Here is a 16,666-nt window from a genome sequence, read left to right as displayed (position 1 = left end):
CATTCTAAAAGGACGAGAGATTGAGGGAGGCACCTTTAGATGATACTACCCGTATTATTACCATTTATCATTGCTATTTTCATCCCTTTCCTGAGCAAATGGAAAGAAAAGTTTCATACAGGTATAGTGGCTACAATTGTACCGCTTATAATATTCATTTATTTTGCCAGTTTCTTTGCAGGAGGTTTCAGCAGCGTAACGAAAAGCTACAGCTGGATTCCCTCTCTCGACATGAACCTGGTTTTTCATCTGGATGGCTTAAGCCTTCTGTTTGTGCTTCTTATTTCAGGTATAGGGACACTGGTAGGTCTGTATTCTATTTACTATCTACATACGACAGAAAAACTGGGCCACTTCTATGTTTACTTTCTGATATTCATGGGGTCTATGCTCGGAGTAGTGCTTTCCGATAACGTATATGCACTTTACAGCTTCTGGGAATTCACTTCCCTGTCTTCATTTCTTCTGATCGGGTTCTGGAACCACAAACACGCTTCCAGATACGGTGCTCTGAAGTCGATGCTCATTACGGTGTTCGGCGGACTCAGCCTTCTCGGGGCGCTCGTTTTCATGCACTCCATCACCGGCACTACGAGTATCCAGCAGATGCTGGGTGACAGTGAAGCTATTTTAAATAGTGAATTCTTCCCGTTAATCCTTACACTTCTATTATTAGGAGCATTCACAAAATCGGCACAGTTTCCTTTTCACATCTGGTTACCGGACGCTATGGAAGCTCCGACGCCGGTCAGTGCATATCTGCATTCGGCTACCATGGTAAAAGCGGGACTGTATCTCGTAGCCCGCTTTTCACCTATGCTGTCTTCTTCCGAATGGTTTTTCATCATCGTCTCCAGCTTCGGAATCCTCACTTTGTGCTGGGGTTCCTATATGGCGGTAAGACAGACGGATCTGAAAGGGATTCTGGCCTTCTCAACCATTAGTCAGCTTGGTATGATTATGGCTATGTTAGGATTTGGTACGAAAGTAGCTGTATTTGCAGCCATGTTCCACATTTTAAACCATGCCACTTTCAAAGGAAGTCTGTTTATGGTCGCGGGAATTGTCGATCATGAAACCGGAACACGGGATATCCGCAAGCTGGGCGGTCTAATGAATTACTTACCGATGACCGCGACTCTGGCTATGTTCGGCGTATTTTCGATGGCAGGTTTCCCGCTTCCGTTTTTAAACGGATTCTACAGTAAAGAAATGTTCTTTTTATCATCGCTGGATCTGAGCGGGCAGGGAGAGTTTGCGTCGATAGTCGCAAGCCTCGTTCCTTATCTGGCGGTTTTTGGAAGTATTTTTACATTCGTATATTCCATGTACTTTTTCTTCGGAACATTCCGGGGACGGGCGAACCTTGGAAAACTGCCAAAAAAACCGCACGAAGCACCTGTGGGTATGCTTATTTCTCCTGCGATTCTGGTGCTGCTCGTAGTGATTATCGGACTATTCCCGTCTTTCATCAATGAACCTTTCATCAGTCATGCAGCATCAGCCGTTTACGGCGGAGACGTTTCCAAGGATATATATTTCTGGCATGGGTTCAACCTTCCGCTCATCATGTCTCTGACGGTGGTGGCTTTCGGAACGATACTGGCGTTGACCATCCCTCGATGGAGTACCGTCTACAACTACGTGCCGGGTATACTGAGCATGAACAAGGCCTATGATTACACAGTCGATAAGTCTGTGACCTTCTCGACGAAATTGACCAGAGGGTATATGAACGGCTCTCTTGCTCTTTATATGAAACTGATACTCGGGGCTATTATAATAGTCAGTTTCTCGTTTTTCTTCCTTACGGATGGGTTTGCGATAGATACATCACAACTTGCACCAGTCACCACGATTGAAATCATCGTAGCGATCACAATGGCTATTGCTGCGCTCGGGACGATATTTACGAACAATCGGATTGCGGCTATTCTGATACTAGGAGTGGTCGGGTACGGGCTTGCCATGCTGTTTATCATCTACCGGGCCCCCGACCTTGCTCTTACCCAGCTGATTATTGAAACGGTCACAGTAGCACTGTTTCTGCTGGTATTCTACCACCTCCCTTCGCTTAACAGCAGGGATGAATCCAGACCGGATCAGATATCCAACTGGATCATTTCCATAGGGTTCGGGTTGCTCGTTACCACTGTAGCGATCTCTTCCCACAGTAGTAAGTTGTTTGATTCGATTTCCAGTTACTTTGTCGAAAACTCCTATAAACTGGGAGGCGGAGACAATATAGTAAACGTCATCCTCGTAGATATGCGGGGACTGGATACTATTTTTGAGATCGCCGTTCTCGGTATCGCAGCTATGGCTATTTACAGCCTGATCAAAATCAAGAATAAGAAGGAGGAATAAGAATGGAAATAGTGATGTCCGTCCTCGCCGGTCTCTTGTTTATGACCGGCGTGTACAACCTCCTCCAAAAACAGTTACTGAGGATTGTCATAGGAACAGCGCTCGTTTCACACGGTGCTCACTTGACTATCCTTACTATGGGTAAGTTGAAAGAAGGGGCTGCTCCTGTGCTGACCGACGGTGTGGAAAATTACACCGACCCTCTCCCGCAGGCGCTGATCCTTACTTCCATCGTTATCAGCTTCGGAGTTACCAGCCTCCTGCTAGTATTAGCTTATCGGGCATCCAAGATAAATCACACGGACAATATGGAAAAACTGAGAGGTAACGACTATGAGTAATTTAGCTGTACTGCCTATCATCCTGCCGTTTCTGGCAGGGATACTGGTAGCTTTCTTCCACAAAAATTTAATTGCATCAAGAATTTTTTCAATCATAGCGACGATGCTTCATCTGGCCCTTACTATTTTCGTCTTTTTGAATGTACAGGAATCAGGCAGTTATGTGCTTGAAGTCGGAGGCTGGGAGGCGCCTTTCGGTATCGTCATAGTGGCTGATCCCCTGTCTTCCCTTCTGACTATGACCACGGCTGTCGTAGCAGCGGCAGCGGTCATTTATGCACCGAAATCACTTTCCCGGATCCAGGAAGAGTTTTACTTTTACAGCTTTTTCTTCCTGCTGATTGCCGGGGTGAACGGAGCCTTCCTGACCGGAGACCTCTTCAACCTGTTCGTTTTCTTTGAAGTACTGCTCATGGCTTCTTATGGACTCATTGTTCTCGGGAACGGAAAAGCTCAGTTAAGGGAGTCACTGAAGTATATTTTGATCAACCTGTTCTCCTCTATGCTTTTTGTGACCACTATTTCGTTCCTTTATTCGGTAGTTGGTACAGTGAATATGGCGCAGGCGGCCGAAAGAGTGGGTGAGGTCGAACAGCAGGGCGTACTTACCGTAATAGGTATACTACTGTTTTTCGTTTTTGCTACAAAAGCGGCTGTTTTTCCTCTTTACTATTGGCTCCCTTCTTCCTATACCGTGCCTAACGCTGTCGTATCCGCATTGTTCGGAGCGCTTCTGACCAAAGTAGGGGTGTACTCCATCCTCCGTACGTTCACGCTCATCTTCAACTATGAAGTCGGTTTGACGCATACTCTATTCATTTACCTGGCGATGTTCACGATGATATTCGGGGTAATAGGAGCATTATCAACGAACAACGTGAAGTTGATCATAGCCTATAATGTAATTCCGGCTGTCGGTTTTATGCTGATGGGGATCGGCATTTTCACGGAAACGTCCATTGCCGGGTCCATTTACTACCTGGTCCATGACATGATTATTAAAGCCGTTTTATTCCTTCTGATCGGTGCTGTCACTTATGCTGCCGGCACGTCCGATCTGAAGAAGATGGGAGGACTCATCCACCATTATCCGGTTCTCGGCTGGATGTTCTTTCTATCCACCCTGGTACTGGCAGGAATCCCGCCCTTCAGCGGATTTATAGGGAAACTTCTGCTGCTTCAGGGAGGACTGAATCAGGAAGAGATTCTGATTGTAATCGTAGCTTTAATCTCCAGTCTCGGGATACTGTTTTCCATGATCCGGATATTCATTGGAGGATTTTGGGGAGCAGCTGATATAATGGAGCTACCGAAACAGAAACCTTCTCTGGGCGCGATGACCTGGCCGATCGGTATCCTTCTCAGCCTTTCCATTCTTCTCGGTGTGGGTGCAGAGATGTTCTATCCTGCGGTTTCGTCTATCGCCGATTATGTTATGAACCCTGAATTATACATTGAATCTGTCCTTAAGGAGTAAACGTCTATGCCATTTCAAATAGTTTTAAACATTATTATCGCTGTTATGTGGATGTTTTTGAGTGAAACATATAACTTCTCAACTTTCGTGGTCGGATATATTTTAGGGATTTTCCTCCTCTTCGTCATGCGGAGATTCATTAAAAGCCCTTTCTATCTGAACAGAGTCTGGAAAGTGAACCTGCTGCTTCTGTTGTTCATCAGGGAACTCATTATGTCCTCTATCGACATCGTGAAATTCGTTTACAAAAAGGACCTGGATAACCGCCCGGGGATTTTCGCTCTCCCTCTCGAGGTGAAGAGCGACTGGGAGGTGACGCTTCTGGCCAACCTGATTTCTCTTACCCCGGGAACTCTTTCACTTGCGGTAAGCGAAGACCAGGAGACATTGTATATACATGCCATGGATATTCCTGATATTGAATCCTCCATATCAGATATCAAAGACACTTTTGAGAAAGCGATTATGGAGGTGACCCGCTGATGGAAAATGCATTGAATGTAACAAGGACCATTATGGAAATCTCAACCCAGGTGGCCATCGCAGGCGTCGGGATATCTATTTTCATGTTACTGTACCGGGTGATCAAAGGGCCCACCAACCCTGACCGGGCCGTAGCCCTCGACGTAATGGGCATTACTCTGATGGCGCTGGCCGGACTGGTGACTATTCTTCTCGTTACAACAAAACTGAACGATGTGGTCCTGTTGATCGGGATACTTCTTTTCATAGGAACGATCGCCCTGGCGAAATTCATAGAAAAGGGTGTTATTATTGAACGGGACAATCATTAATTTGCTGATAGATATTCTGATTATATTTTTCCTGCTTTCCGGCACGTTTTTCGTTTTTTCCGGAGCTTTGGGAGTAGTAAGGTTCAAAAACGTATATTTACGCCTTCACGCCGCTACCAAGAGTTCAACTCTCGGTGTGGCCGGCCTTATGCTGGGGGCTTTTCTTTTCATGCTTAACGAACACGGCATCGTCAGCGGAAAACTGCTGCTCGGTATTCTGTTCGTTCTCATCACAGCCCCCGTCTCCGCTCATATGATCGGTCGTGCCGCCTACAAAAGCGGTATTCCTCTTTCTGAGGAAGCGGTCCAAGATGACTACAAAGAAACTTTTGAAGAGTAACCCGGCTGCTTTTTCCTGAGGACAGGAATTTATTTAATCCATACAAAACCCGGAGCAGAGAAGATGCAGTATGCATCCTCCCTTCTCCGGGTTTTTTTCTGACTATTCCCTTCTGACTATATGAGAGCTTTGATTAAATCGGTGGAATTTTTCGCAGCCTGATCGAGAAACTTCTGAAAAGATACAGCCGATTCTTTTCCTGCCACGTCGGACAGGGCGCGTATGACGACGAATGGAGTGTTGTACCTGTAACATACCTGCGCCACCGCGGCAGCTTCCATCTCGACAGCAATAAGCTCGGGAAAACGTCCTCTCACTTCGTTGATTCTCACTTCTTCCTGCATAAACGTATCTCCGGAAGCAATGACCCCCAGTTTTCCGTTCAGCCCCATTTCTTTAAGCTGACGCAGTGCATCAAAAGCAAGCTGTTTATCGGCAGGGTATACAGCCGGCATCCCCGGGACCTGACCGTGAACGTAATCGAATGCGGTAGCATCCACATCGTGGTGCAGAACGGTCTCAGAGATGACTATATCTCCTGTTTCCAGTTCATAATCAAAACCGCCTGCAGAACCTGTATTGATGCAGTAGTCTATGTCAAACTCTTCATGCAGAATGGTAGTGGACATGGCGGCATTCACTTTCCCTATACCTGACAATAACAGTACTACGCTTTTTCCATTTAATTGCCCCTTCGTAAAAACCTGCCCTGCTACTGTACGTTCCTCTTCTACTTCCATCGCTTCTTTCAAATGCTTTATTTCCTGATCCATCGCTCCAATTATACCTACACTCATCCAAAAGCTCCTTTATTCCATCAATCGTATGGGTTATTCTCTAAAACTTCTTTTTCAATCGGCTTGTAACCCTGCCCCTCCTGCCATTCGATGAGCACACGGTAAACACTATTCTGCTGACTGTCCGAAACAACGGTATTCACCAGTTGAGGTCCGCCGCCGTTTTCGACCCTCCAGGCGATCATGTCGCTCCGGTTCAGACCGGCAGCATTAGCGGCTGCCTGCAAAATCTCATTCCAGTCCTGTGAGCCCCGGTCGTAAGTGACTCTGTGAGACCCTGAAGTATCCTGTTCCGTTTCTACAACCTCGAACTGTCCGTCTTCCTCACTGTTTTCCTTCTGCTCTTCTTCAGAGGATGCATCTTCATCCGATTCATCACCGGAAGACTTTTCTTCGTCTGAAGAACTTTCCTCGTCTGAATTCTTTTCCTCTTCGGAAGAATCTTTATCTGAGGAAGACTCATTCTCTCCGGAAGAATCTTTATCTGAGGTAGATTCATTCTCTCCGGAAGAATCTTTATCTGAGGTAGATTCATTCTCTCCGGAAGAATCTTTATCTGAGGAAGACTCATTTTGTGAACTCCCGCCTTCAGACTCCTCTTCACTGCCCGAGCTCCCGTTTCCGGACTGCGTTTCTTCCGTGCCGGAAGCAGACTGATCATCCGCCTGCTGATCATTTCCTCCCGTCAGGCTGCCTGCCACCCAGAACAACAGGAGCACGGCCACTAATACAATCGCTGCCGAAACTACCGTCTTCTTCTTTCTTTTTTCTTTCATCCGTTCCTGTCTGGAATTGTTTTTCGATTCACTCATGTAAGAAATCCTCCTTCACATATGTATTATACTACGTATTGAAAAAAGATGAATATAGCAAAAAAGCAGGAAATGTATTCCTGCTTATGAAACCGATATAATTTTAACTTTCAGATCACCTGCCGGAGTCTGTACCGTAACTTTATCCCCTATTTCTTTACCCAGCAGACTTTGCGCCATCGGAGATTCGTTGGAGATTTTACCTTCGAAAGGATCGGCTTCGGCACTACCGACAATCGTATACTCCTCTTCGTCTCCGTCAGGAAGTTCCTGAAATGTGACGCTTTTACCGAGAGTCACGACATCCGGATTATCGGACGTATTTTCAATGATAACTGCATTTCTGATCATATTTTCTATCTGCTGAATACGGCTTTCCACAAAAGCCTGTTCATCTTTAGCAGCATCATATTCAGAGTTCTCGGAAAGATCCCCGAAATCTCTCGCTGTTTTTATACGTTCCACTACTTCCTTACGTTTCTCTGTCTTCAATTCATGAAGTTCGCTTTCTAAATTCTTTTTACCTTCTTCTGTCATATAAAAGCTTTTTTCTTCTGCCATTTTTTACACTCCTTAATGAACTTCTCCACTATTCATAACAATCTCTCTATACTTTACCAAATTATGAAAAACAGTCAAATAATTTCCCGTATCAAAGGCTGTCCGGGATGAGGCCCCGCTCTCTCAGAATAGTATGGATCTTCGTAGCCATGATATCAATAGCGACATAGTTCTGTCCGCCTTCCGGTATAATGATGTCCGCATAGCGTTTCGTCGGCTCCACAAATTGCAGGTGCATGGGACGCACAACGTTCGTATACTGCTCTATGACAGAGTCCAGCGTCCTCCCCCGCTCATTGATGTCACGGAGCATTCTTCGTATAATGCGGACGTCCGCATCAGTATCTACGAAGACCTTGATATCCATAAGATCACGAAGTTTTTCGTCCTCGAGAATCAGAATGCCTTCGAGGATAATTACGTCTCTCGCTTCCACCTGCACCGTTTCTTCGGAGCGGGTATGCATTTTATAATCATATACCGGTTTCTCAATCTGTTCCCGTTTAATCAATTTGTTGATATGCTCGATTAACAGATCGTTGTCGAAAGCAAGAGGGTGATCATAGTTCGTATTCAGTCTCTCCTCAAAAGGGAGATGAGACTGATCTTTATAGTAGTAATCCTGCTCTATCATTAATATGGACTGTTCTGTGAACTGCTGAATAATTGATTTTGTCACACTGGTTTTTCCGGAACCGGAACCACCGGCTACTCCTATTACAATCGGTTTATCTTTCATCTGAAAATTTTTCTCCCCTCTTTGGTCTTCTGGGCTTCCGGGTAGTGATTGCCACGCCGTCTCCTGAAGGGACGATGGACGTTTCGAAATCTTCAAGCTGCATAAGCCAGTCGTTGAAACTGCGGATTTTCCCGGCAATCTTTCCAAACCTTTTTTCAGCATTATCCGGGTCGGCCACCAGCCCTTTGAATAGCACGTTGTCGGTGACGATTACCCCTTCTTCCCTCAAAAGAGGCGTGTATAGCTCAAAAAACCGTTTGTACTGTCCTTTTGCTGCATCGATGAATAATAGATCAAACGGCCCTTCCTTCTGTATAACGTCTTTCATCTCAAGAGCGTCTCCATGGTAAAGAATGAGATCAGCTCCACAGGGAGACTTTTCCCTGTTTTCCCTCGCCTCTTCATACCGTCCGGCATCTCTTTCTACAGATACGACACGCATCCCCGGAGACGCCTCGGCCATCTGAATAGCAGAATAACCGATTGCAGTTCCGATTTCCAGAATGACTGCGGGTTTTTGAAGACGTATCATCTGTCTGAGAAAATGGATGGAGTCTTTCTCCATGATAGGTACGTGATTTTCTGCTGCGTATTCTTCCATCTCACGTATATGGCCTTCCGAATCAGGAAGGAGTTCCCTGATATATTCGTTATCATTATTCATAGACATCTTCCTTTATTAAATTCCGTTCACAACTTAATTATTCTAACATAAAAAAATTAAGGAAAGCGAGGGTTATTCCCGCTTTCCCTATTCAATTACCGGAGATGTATTTTTCCTTTTTCCTATTGTGTTCCTTCAGCGTTTTTGAGTAGTGTATATTACCTTCCCCATCCGCAAGGAAGTACAAGTATTCAGAATTTATAGGGCTTGCCACAGCTTCCATGGAGTTCTTGTTGAAATTGGAAATCGGTCCGATAGGAAGTCCGCTTATATGATAGGTGTTGAAAGGAGACTCAATCTCCAGATCATCATATTTCGTACGTTCCAGGTGCTCCCCGTGTGCGTAAGCGACAGTAGGGTCCGTCTGAAGGCGCATATCTTCTTCCAGACGATTATAGAACACTCCGGAGATTTCCCTGCGGCTTTCAGCTGTTCTTGCTTCATTTTCAAGCAGCGAGGCCATCGTTACCGCTTCATGAATGTTGAGACCCTGTTCCTTCACTTGTTCTTTATAAGGAATAACGACCGAGGATGTTTTCGACACCATTTTCTCTATGATCTTTTCGATACCCACCTCTTCTTTGTAAAAGGAATAGGTGGCTGCGAACAGATATCCTTCGAGCGGATAACGTATCTCTTCCTGCATGATAGCTTCGCTCAGCAGTTCCGGATATTTCTCTCTCAAGCTCGAGATGTAGTCGGTGTCCTTCATCTTGTCCATAAATTCCTTTTTGGAAAAAGAAAATTCACCCGCGTAAATCTCCGCTATCTGTTCCACTGTCTGCCCTTCCGGAATAGTGACCCGTTTTTTGGGTTCTTTAACGACTTTTCCGGACTGAAGTGAATCTATAATACTATCCGTCTTCATCGCGGGCGTAAATTCGTATGAACCGGCCTGGAAGCCCGTCTCATTTTTGAACTTCGTATAAAATCTGAAGATGGTAGAATTCGATATAACTCCTTTGTCTTCCAGAATCGAAGCTATCTCGGAGTTGGTGGATCCGCTGGGAATCTCTACGTTCACGGGTTCTTCATCATTTTCGTCCACAGGTTTTAAAGCACTCGAGACGTAGAAATACCCGCCCACCACACCAACGATAAGTACGATTGTTATAACAATCAGCACAGATGCTACAATCTTCCGGACTTTACCGGCTTCTTCGGTGCGGTTTTTCTTATTCTTTTCGTATTCTTCCTTGAACTTGGAATCCGACACGTCACATCCTCCTTCACCGGGTTTATTATACTATAATTCAGAGGATTGTGTCGAAATTCTTCACTTTTTCAACAAGCGGTTTCACTTGTCCCTCATGAATGCTATGTATTCCGCTTAATGCGGAACAGTTGTATTTAAAGGAAAAACCCCCGGTTTCAAACCGGGAGTTAACTTAAGTCAAATCTTCATCAGTAAGGGTATTCAGCATTTCTTCGACCATTTCCCATTCCTCGTCGGATTCAATCTGATAGAGGGAAAGATTTTCATCATCGTCTTCTTTTTCTTCATAACGGAAGGCGAAAACTTCTACCTCTTCATTATCTTTCTGCTCGGCGGGCACAACTGCGATATACGATTGTTCCGTTTTGTCGACATCGAACGTGAACAATACTTCAAAAAGGTGCTCCTCTCCGTTTTCATCCGGTATTACTATTTTTTCTTCTTTTTCCAGTGCCATGATATTTCTCCTCCTTATTTTGAGGCATCCAGATATCCCTGAAGGATCATTACAGCTGCCATTTTGTCCACTACTTTCTTACGCTTTTTCCGGCTTACATCGGCTTCTAACAGCACGCGTTCAGCCGCCATCGTAGTCAATCTCTCATCCCACAGGCGTACAGGAATTTCGAAGTTCTTCTCAAGCCAATTCGCGAATCGTTCGCTCTGCTCAGCCCTCGGTCCGATGGACCCGTTCATGTTTTTAGGATACCCGACTACTGCTTCGGTAATCATTTCCTGTTCGATGATCGGCGTCAGAGCCTGCCTCGCCGTCGAATAATCATCTTCATCCCAGTGAATCGTTTTGATTCCCTGCGCAGTCATCCCCAGAGCATCGGAGACAGCTACACCTATCGTTTTTTCCCCGACGTCCAGCCCCAGTTTCTTCATTCCTTACCCTCTTTTTGTTTATTCAGGTATGATTTCACCAGCTCTTCGATCAATTCATCCCGCTCCACGTTTCTGATCAGATTACGCGCTTCCCGGTGACGAGGGATATAAGCCGGATCACCTGAAAGAAGATAACCGACAATCTGATTAATCGGGTTATATCCTTTTTCCTGAAGCGCATCGTAAACGTTCATTAAAATCGATTCTATCTCCCTGTTATCAGGATCTTCCGGAGAATTGAATTTCATAGTCTTATCCATTGAACTCATCTTTATCACCTCGCACGTTTAGTTACCCTCCATTATATACTATTTAACGAAGAATAAAAATCAGACTGTCCCGGAGACGTAATCATAAGCATAGTCGAGAGCTTCCGAGATTTTGGAAGTATCCTTCCCGCCTGCCTGTGCCATATCCGGGCGTCCGCCTCCGCCTCCACCACAGCGGGAAGCGGCACCTTTGACGAGATTTCCTGCATGGTAACCTTTCTCCACAAGATCTTTCGAAACTCCGGCTGTGAGCTGAACTTTATTACCCGAAGGGGTGGCAAGCAATATTATCCCTGATGAAACTTTCTGTTTCAAGTCGTCCATCATTGCGCGCAAAGCGTTCATGTCTTTGGCCTCCACCTGTTTGGCAAGAACGTTCACTCCGTTCACTTCTTTAAACTCATCGAGAATGGACGAAGCTTCGAGGTTCGATAATCTGGAAGTCAACGATTCGTTTTCTTTCTTCATCTCCCTGATTTCCTGATGGAGAGTCTGAATTCTTTCCGGCACCTGCTCCATACGTGCCTTAAGAAGTTCTCCTGACTCACGCAATACGGCCTCCCGTTCATTCGTCAATTCATACGCAGCTTTTGATGTCAGAGCTTCAATACGTCTTGTACCTGCTCCGATTCCCGTTTCGGACTGGATCTTAAACACACCGATTTCAGAAGTATTTGCTACGTGACAGCCGCCGCAAAGTTCAAGGCTGTAGTCGCTGATACTGATGACTCGTACTTCCTCTCCGTATTTCTCACCAAAAAGTGCCATGGCGCCTTCACGTTTGGCTTCTTCGAGAGTCTTGTAATCGACCGAAACCGGAAGAGCCTGCCATATTTTCTCGTTTACTGCATTTTCTATTTCTTTTAACTCATCCTCAGTAACAGCTCCGAAATGGGAAAAGTCGAATCTCAGCCGCTCGCTTTCCACGAGAGATCCGGCCTGATTCACATGCTCACCCAGTATATCTTTGAGAGCCTGATGCAGAAGGTGGGTAGCAGTATGGTTTTTGACAATGAAAGACCTCGAGTTCCTGTCCACTGTGGCCCGGACCTCTTCTCCCTGACCGATCGACCCTTCTTTCACTGTAACTTCATGCAGGTTCTGATTATTCGGCGCATTTTGTACGTCCGTCACTTCAAGAGTGGCCTCCTCAGTCGAGAGGAAACCTCTGTCAGCGATCTGGCCTCCGCTTTCCGCATAGAAAGGAGTACGATCAAGCATCAGATACACCGTTTCTCCTTTTTCCGCTTTTTCCTCGAGGGCTCCTTCTTTCACTATCGTCGTCACTACACTTTCCGTTTCGAGCAGATCATACCCCACGAACTCACTCTCCGTATGGATGTCACCGAGGACGCTGTTCTGGATCTGCATGGAGTCCGTTTTCTGACGGGCGCTCCTGGCGCGCTCCCTCTGGTTTTCCATCTCTTTCCGGAAACCTTCTTCATCTGCAGTGAAGCCTTCCGCTTCCACATATTCCACCGTCAGCTCTTTAGGAAAGCCATATGTGTCATAAAGCAGAAATACATCCTCACCGGGGAAGACCTGACTCCCCTTTTCCGCTTCCCTCTTCATGATCGAAGAAAGGATATCGAGACCTTCATTCAAAGTTTCGTGGAACCGCTGTTCTTCCGATTTGATGACCGTCTGGATAAAGCTCTCTTTGTTCTTCACTTCCGGATAGAAATCTTCCATGATGCCGGCAACTGTAGGAACGAGTTTATAAAGAAACGGCTCATCGATGCCCAGCTGTTTTGCAAATCGGACAGCGCGCCGCAGAAGTCTCCTTAATACGTACCCCCGGCCTTCGTTGGAAGGCAGAGCACCGTCTCCGATGGAAAAAGCTACCGTACGAATGTGGTCGGCGATTACTTTAAAAGCCGCATCCGTCGTTTCATTTTCATCATAGGAACGACCTGACACTTCTTCAGTATGCTTGATAAGAGGAAGGAAGAGATCCGTCTCGAAGTTCGTCCTCGTACCCTGGACGACCGAAACGATCCGCTCGAGCCCCATACCGGTATCAATGTTCTTCTTCGGCAGTGGAGTGTACGTATTATCCGGATTGTGATTGAACTGGGAAAACACGAGGTTCCATATTTCAAGGTACCGTTCATTCTCTCCTCCCGGATAAAGTTCCGGGTCTTCCGGGTTATTCCCGAAGCTTTCCCCGCGATCATAGAAGATCTCTGTGTTCGGGCCGCTCGGTCCTTCTCCGATGTCCCAGAAGTTTTCTTCGATTCTGATGATTCTTTCTTCGGGCAATCCGATTTTGTCTTTCCAGATGTTGTATGCTTCGTCATCCTGAGGGTGAACAGTTACAGAAAGTTTGTTTTCATCGAATCCTATCCATTTGTCACTGGTAAGAAATTCCCATCCCCATTCAATCGCTTCTTCCTTGAAATAATCACCGATGGAAAAATTACCTAGCATTTCAAAAAATGTGTGGTGTCTCGCGGTGAAGCCCACGTTTTCAATATCATTGGTTCTGATCGACTTCTGCACGTTCACTATTCTCGGATTCTCAGGCACGACACGTCCATCGAAATATTTCTTCAATGTAGCTACTCCGCTGTTGATCCAGAGAAGCGTCGGATCTTCATGAGGAATAAGGGAGGCGCTCGGCTCTACCCCGTGCCCTTTCTCTTTAAAAAAATCGATGAACATTTGCCTGACTTCTACTGATGATAAATTTTTCATATGTTTGCCACTCCTTTTTTTCTTTTAATAAACTCAACGTCAGAAGGTAATATTCACCTCCCTGATCTCTCTAATAAAAAAATCCCTCAGAAATATTCTGAGGGACGGCTGTGACCGCGGTACCACCCTGGTTATGGATAAACCATCACTTAGTGGACCTGTAACGGCGTCCATAGAACCGTCGGGGATTAACCCGCACTCCGGGAGAGCTTTCCGCATTCAGTTACATAACACCCCTTCCAGCCTCCGGGGGTGCCTCTCTGGATGAACGATATGCGTACTTCTTCCCATCTTCGCATTAGTCTTCATATCTAAATTAAATTATAAGCAACGGATATTCCCGTGTCAACGGTTCTAAGGGAAACCGGCTCTTTACATGAAGTCATATGGAGAAAGAGCCTCATCCTCTTCATCTTCATCGTAAGTAAAGTCCGTCTCTTTTTTCAATTTCTCCTGAAGGTACGTGTATCTCTGGTTGGTATCCTTCGTCCGTATGCCTTTGATAAACGCCTGCGGATCCCCGCAGAGAATCAGCGACTGCTTAGCACGGGTCACTGCCGTATAAAGAAGATTCTTTTTCAACATACGATTGTACTGATAGGTGACCGGAAGAACCACTATCGAGAACTCACTGCCCTGGGACTTATGGATAGAAGTGCAGTAGGCAAGCATAATGTTGGAGAGCTCTTTTTTGGCGTACGTCACTTCTTTCGTATCGAACTCCACTACCACCTGTTCAACGTGATCGATGTTTTCCTCCGCACGGAAAATGGCGGCCACTTCCCCTATATCTCCATTGAATACTCCCACTTCCGGCTGGTTTACAAGCTGGATGACTTTATCCCCTTTTCGGAAAATGTTGCCTTTCCACTCTATTTCACGCTTGTTTCTACTTCCGGGATTCACCCTGTTCTGTAAAGAGCGGTTGATTTCATGGATTCCCGTCTCCGCTCGGTACATAGGAGCAAGAACCTGGATATCTTTCATATCGATAGATTTTTCATGCGCTTTCGCCACGATGTTGGTCACCACTTCGTTCAGGCGGCTGTCGGGAGCATGGATAAAATTAAAATCCTGCTCTTTCTTCAGCATATCAAGCGTACACGTATCATTTTTTATTGCGTGGGCGAGGTGGATAATCTTCGACCCTTCTTTCTGCCGATACACTTCACTCAGCTGTATCAGCGGAATGACATCGGAAGCTATCAGGTCGGCGAGCACCTGCCCCGGCCCGACCGAAGGCAACTGGTCCTCATCCCCGACGACCACTACCTGCATGTCTGAGGGAATCGCACGGAATAACTGATTGGACAGCCACATATCCACCATAGAGAATTCATCAATGATCAAAATCTTTCCTTCGATCTGATTAGTACTGTCCTTTTCGAACGTCTGATGGCCATCCCAGCCGAGAAGCCGGTGAATAGTACTCGCAGGAAGACCCGTAGACTCATTCATTCTTTTAGCCGCCCGTCCGGTAGGAGCTGCGAGCACAAAAGGGAAAGGCACATCTTTCGTATAGTCTTTCGGGTCGAGCGAGCAGTCTTCAAGTTTGGAGTACGCGTGTAACAGGCCTTTGATTACGGTCGTTTTTCCCGTTCCCGGACCTCCGGTGATTACCATCATCTTCTCTTTCAGCGCTGTCTCGATAGCTTCGAACTGTTCTTTTCCGTAACTCATCGTCTCTTCCTCTTCAATGGAACCGATCACTTTCAACAATTCGGCCTGGGTGAAGTCGACCTCCATCTCTCCGGAGAGAATGCGCTCCACCTGTGTAACGAAACCGTTTTCCGCAAAATAAAGGGTCGGGAGGTAAATACGATCCTCTTCAATATATACGTACTTCTCTTCCCCGAGGTGAATCACTTCCCCGGAAAGCTGTTCATACGTAAGCGGCGACTCCCCGGGGTGATGGAGCAGCTGCTCCATCTCAAGGAGACATGTTTCAAGCGGCAAATAAATGTGACCGGCCTGCAGATTCTGATGAAGAGTATACAGGCACCCGGCCCTGATGCGTGTAGGATGATCATGGGTCAGGTTCCTGTGTCTTGCCAGCTCATCCGCTCTATGGAAGCCGAAGCCTTCGACGGCGAAGACGAACTGGTAAGGATCCTCTTCCAGAATATCAAGCGTTTTATCCCCGAATGCACCATAAATCTTCTGTATCGTTTTGAGGCCGAGACCGTGCTTCGTAAGCTCTACCATCACCCGTTCGAACCCCCGATGCTCCGTGAGAGAATAATAAAGCTTATCTTTTATCTTCGCCGACATCTTCGGCACCTGATCGAGCACCTGTTTGTCGGAGAGAATTCTCGGTACTGCATTTTCCCCGAGAGTCTCTACAATCCTCTCGGCCGTCTTCTTCCCGACACCGTCAAACAGTTCGCTGGAAAGGTAGGCGATCAGCCCGTCCTTCGTCTCCGGGAGAAGTCTGCGATACTCCTCCACTACGTATTGTTCCCCGAATTTTTTATGATGTTCGAAGTATCCGTGGAATATATAGGTTTCCCCTTCTTCAAGTGGAGTGAAATGACCTTTGACAATCAGTTCTTCCGCTTTAAGATTTTCGGTCGTTTCCAGCACTCTCACGGAAGCTATCGAAAATGCCTCTTCTTCTTTATGAAAAATCATCCGCTTTAATTCCGCTTTTACATACGGTCTCTTTTCCTGTTCGATCGGTTGCTGATTATCCATCACCCGGCTC

At 46.1% G+C, this 16,666-nt stretch carries 17 protein-coding genes; 6 read left to right on the top strand and 11 right to left on the bottom strand.

Annotated elements, in window-relative coordinates; genetic code table 11:
• The first annotated feature begins 39 nt into the window (after positions 1-39).
• From mbhE to mnhG, 6 genes are read left to right on the top strand one after another with little or no spacing between them, the layout of a single operon-like run.
• Positions 40-2,367: a hydrogen gas-evolving membrane-bound hydrogenase subunit E gene (mbhE, locus tag CKW00_RS02115; protein ID WP_095821160.1), complete on the top strand. Its 2,328-nt coding sequence runs from the start codon at positions 40-42 to the stop codon at positions 2,365-2,367.
• Positions 2,368-2,369: 2 nt separating this feature from the next.
• Positions 2,370-2,708 carry a Na(+)/H(+) antiporter subunit C gene (locus CKW00_RS02110; protein ID WP_095821159.1) on the top strand — a complete coding sequence of 113 codons (339 nt, stop codon included), beginning with the start codon at positions 2,370-2,372 and terminating at the stop codon, positions 2,706-2,708.
• Positions 2,701-4,185 (top strand): Na+/H+ antiporter subunit D, encoded by a 1,485-nt coding sequence (locus CKW00_RS02105; RefSeq protein ID WP_095821158.1) that lies wholly within the window; start codon positions 2,701-2,703, stop codon positions 4,183-4,185. Before CKW00_RS02110 ends, CKW00_RS02105 begins: the two co-directional genes overlap by 8 nt.
• Positions 4,186-4,191: 6 nt before the next feature.
• The gene (locus CKW00_RS02100; protein ID WP_095821157.1) at positions 4,192-4,668 is read left to right on the top strand and encodes a Na+/H+ antiporter subunit E; all 477 of its coding nucleotides are present in this window, start codon (positions 4,192-4,194) and stop codon (positions 4,666-4,668) included.
• On the top strand, positions 4,668-4,979 hold the full coding sequence (locus CKW00_RS02095; protein ID WP_095821156.1) for a Na(+)/H(+) antiporter subunit F1: 312 nt from the start codon (positions 4,668-4,670) through the stop codon (positions 4,977-4,979). The genes CKW00_RS02100 and CKW00_RS02095 overlap by 1 nt, the downstream gene beginning before the upstream one ends.
• On the top strand, positions 4,960-5,319 hold the full coding sequence (mnhG, locus tag CKW00_RS02090) for a monovalent cation/H(+) antiporter subunit G (RefSeq protein ID WP_008588715.1): 360 nt from the start codon (positions 4,960-4,962) through the stop codon (positions 5,317-5,319). The genes CKW00_RS02095 and mnhG overlap by 20 nt, the downstream gene beginning before the upstream one ends.
• 116 nt (positions 5,320-5,435) lie before the next feature.
• Here mnhG and mtnN read toward each other — a convergent pair whose 3' ends face one another.
• The 11 genes from mtnN to recD2 form a co-directional block, all read right to left on the bottom strand.
• Positions 5,436-6,116: a 5'-methylthioadenosine/S-adenosylhomocysteine nucleosidase gene (mtnN, locus tag CKW00_RS02085; protein WP_095821155.1), complete on the bottom strand. Its 681-nt coding sequence runs from the start codon at positions 6,114-6,116 to the stop codon at positions 5,436-5,438.
• Positions 6,117-6,136: 20 nt separating this feature from the next.
• Positions 6,137-6,928, bottom strand: coding sequence for a YrrS family protein (locus tag CKW00_RS02080; protein ID WP_095821154.1), 792 nt, complete (start codon positions 6,926-6,928; stop codon positions 6,137-6,139).
• A gap of 84 nt (positions 6,929-7,012) precedes the next feature.
• The gene (greA, locus tag CKW00_RS02075; RefSeq protein ID WP_095821153.1) at positions 7,013-7,489 is read right to left on the bottom strand and encodes a transcription elongation factor GreA; all 477 of its coding nucleotides are present in this window, start codon (positions 7,487-7,489) and stop codon (positions 7,013-7,015) included.
• A 91-nt stretch (positions 7,490-7,580) separates the two neighbouring features.
• The gene (gene udk, locus CKW00_RS02070) at positions 7,581-8,228 is read right to left on the bottom strand and encodes a uridine kinase (protein WP_095821152.1); all 648 of its coding nucleotides are present in this window, start codon (positions 8,226-8,228) and stop codon (positions 7,581-7,583) included.
• Positions 8,218-8,898: an O-methyltransferase gene (locus CKW00_RS02065; RefSeq protein ID WP_180962591.1), complete on the bottom strand. Its 681-nt coding sequence runs from the start codon at positions 8,896-8,898 to the stop codon at positions 8,218-8,220. The genes udk and CKW00_RS02065 overlap by 11 nt, the downstream gene beginning before the upstream one ends.
• A gap of 85 nt (positions 8,899-8,983) precedes the next feature.
• Positions 8,984-10,108: an endolytic transglycosylase MltG gene (mltG, locus tag CKW00_RS02060; protein ID WP_095821150.1), complete on the bottom strand. Its 1,125-nt coding sequence runs from the start codon at positions 10,106-10,108 to the stop codon at positions 8,984-8,986.
• A 172-nt stretch (positions 10,109-10,280) separates the two neighbouring features.
• Positions 10,281-10,565: a DUF1292 domain-containing protein gene (locus tag CKW00_RS02055; protein WP_095821149.1), complete on the bottom strand. Its 285-nt coding sequence runs from the start codon at positions 10,563-10,565 to the stop codon at positions 10,281-10,283.
• Between the two features lie 14 nt (positions 10,566-10,579).
• Positions 10,580-10,996, bottom strand: coding sequence for a Holliday junction resolvase RuvX (gene ruvX / locus CKW00_RS02050; protein WP_095821148.1), 417 nt, complete (start codon positions 10,994-10,996; stop codon positions 10,580-10,582).
• Positions 10,993-11,265, bottom strand: a complete 273-nt coding sequence (locus tag CKW00_RS02045) for an IreB family regulatory phosphoprotein (protein ID WP_095821147.1) — start codon at positions 11,263-11,265, stop codon at positions 10,993-10,995. Before CKW00_RS02045 ends, ruvX begins: the two co-directional genes overlap by 4 nt.
• 60 nt (positions 11,266-11,325) lie before the next feature.
• Complete coding sequence (gene alaS, locus CKW00_RS02040) at positions 11,326-13,962, bottom strand: alanine--tRNA ligase (protein WP_095821146.1); 2,637 nt, start codon at positions 13,960-13,962, stop codon at positions 11,326-11,328.
• A gap of 372 nt (positions 13,963-14,334) precedes the next feature.
• Entirely contained in the window at positions 14,335-16,656 is a 2,322-nt protein-coding gene (gene recD2 / locus CKW00_RS02035; protein WP_095821145.1) for an SF1B family DNA helicase RecD2, read from the bottom strand.
• Between the last annotated feature and the right edge of the window lie 10 nt (positions 16,657-16,666).

Origin of the sequence: Salimicrobium humidisoli (assembly GCF_002295105.1) — a bacterium.
Classification (GTDB): Bacteria; Bacillota; Bacilli; order Bacillales; family Halobacillaceae; genus Salimicrobium; species Salimicrobium humidisoli.
This window is presented reverse-complemented; position numbering and strand designations above follow the sequence as displayed.

Excerpts from the sequence above, each read along its gene's own strand:
- CKW00_RS02045 (WP_095821147.1), bottom strand. The coding sequence starts at position 11,265 with ATGAGTTCAATGGATAAGACTATGAAATTCAATTCTCCGGAAGATCCT.
- CKW00_RS02105 (WP_095821158.1), top strand. The coding sequence starts at position 2,701 with ATGAGTAATTTAGCTGTACTGCCTATCATCCTGCCGTTTCTGGCAGGG.
- CKW00_RS02110 (WP_095821159.1), top strand. The coding sequence starts at position 2,370 with ATGGAAATAGTGATGTCCGTCCTCGCCGGTCTCTTGTTTATGACCGGC.
- ruvX (WP_095821148.1), bottom strand. The coding sequence starts at position 10,996 with ATGAAGAAACTGGGGCTGGACGTCGGGGAAAAAACGATAGGTGTAGCT.
- mtnN (WP_095821155.1), bottom strand. The coding sequence starts at position 6,116 with ATGAGTGTAGGTATAATTGGAGCGATGGATCAGGAAATAAAGCATTTG.
- udk (WP_095821152.1), bottom strand. The coding sequence starts at position 8,228 with ATGAAAGATAAACCGATTGTAATAGGAGTAGCCGGTGGTTCCGGTTCC.
- CKW00_RS02080 (WP_095821154.1), bottom strand. The coding sequence starts at position 6,928 with ATGAGTGAATCGAAAAACAATTCCAGACAGGAACGGATGAAAGAAAAA.
- CKW00_RS02065 (WP_180962591.1), bottom strand. The coding sequence starts at position 8,898 with ATGTCTATGAATAATGATAACGAATATATCAGGGAACTCCTTCCTGAT.
- recD2 (WP_095821145.1), bottom strand. The coding sequence starts at position 16,656 with ATGGATAATCAGCAACCGATCGAACAGGAAAAGAGACCGTATGTAAAA.
- CKW00_RS02055 (WP_095821149.1), bottom strand. The coding sequence starts at position 10,565 with ATGGCACTGGAAAAAGAAGAAAAAATAGTAATACCGGATGAAAACGGA.
- CKW00_RS02095 (WP_095821156.1), top strand. The coding sequence starts at position 4,668 with ATGGAAAATGCATTGAATGTAACAAGGACCATTATGGAAATCTCAACC.
- mbhE (WP_095821160.1), top strand. The coding sequence starts at position 40 with ATGATACTACCCGTATTATTACCATTTATCATTGCTATTTTCATCCCT.
- greA (WP_095821153.1), bottom strand. The coding sequence starts at position 7,489 with ATGGCAGAAGAAAAAAGCTTTTATATGACAGAAGAAGGTAAAAAGAAT.
- alaS (WP_095821146.1), bottom strand. The coding sequence starts at position 13,962 with ATGAAAAATTTATCATCAGTAGAAGTCAGGCAAATGTTCATCGATTTT.
- CKW00_RS02100 (WP_095821157.1), top strand. The coding sequence starts at position 4,192 with ATGCCATTTCAAATAGTTTTAAACATTATTATCGCTGTTATGTGGATG.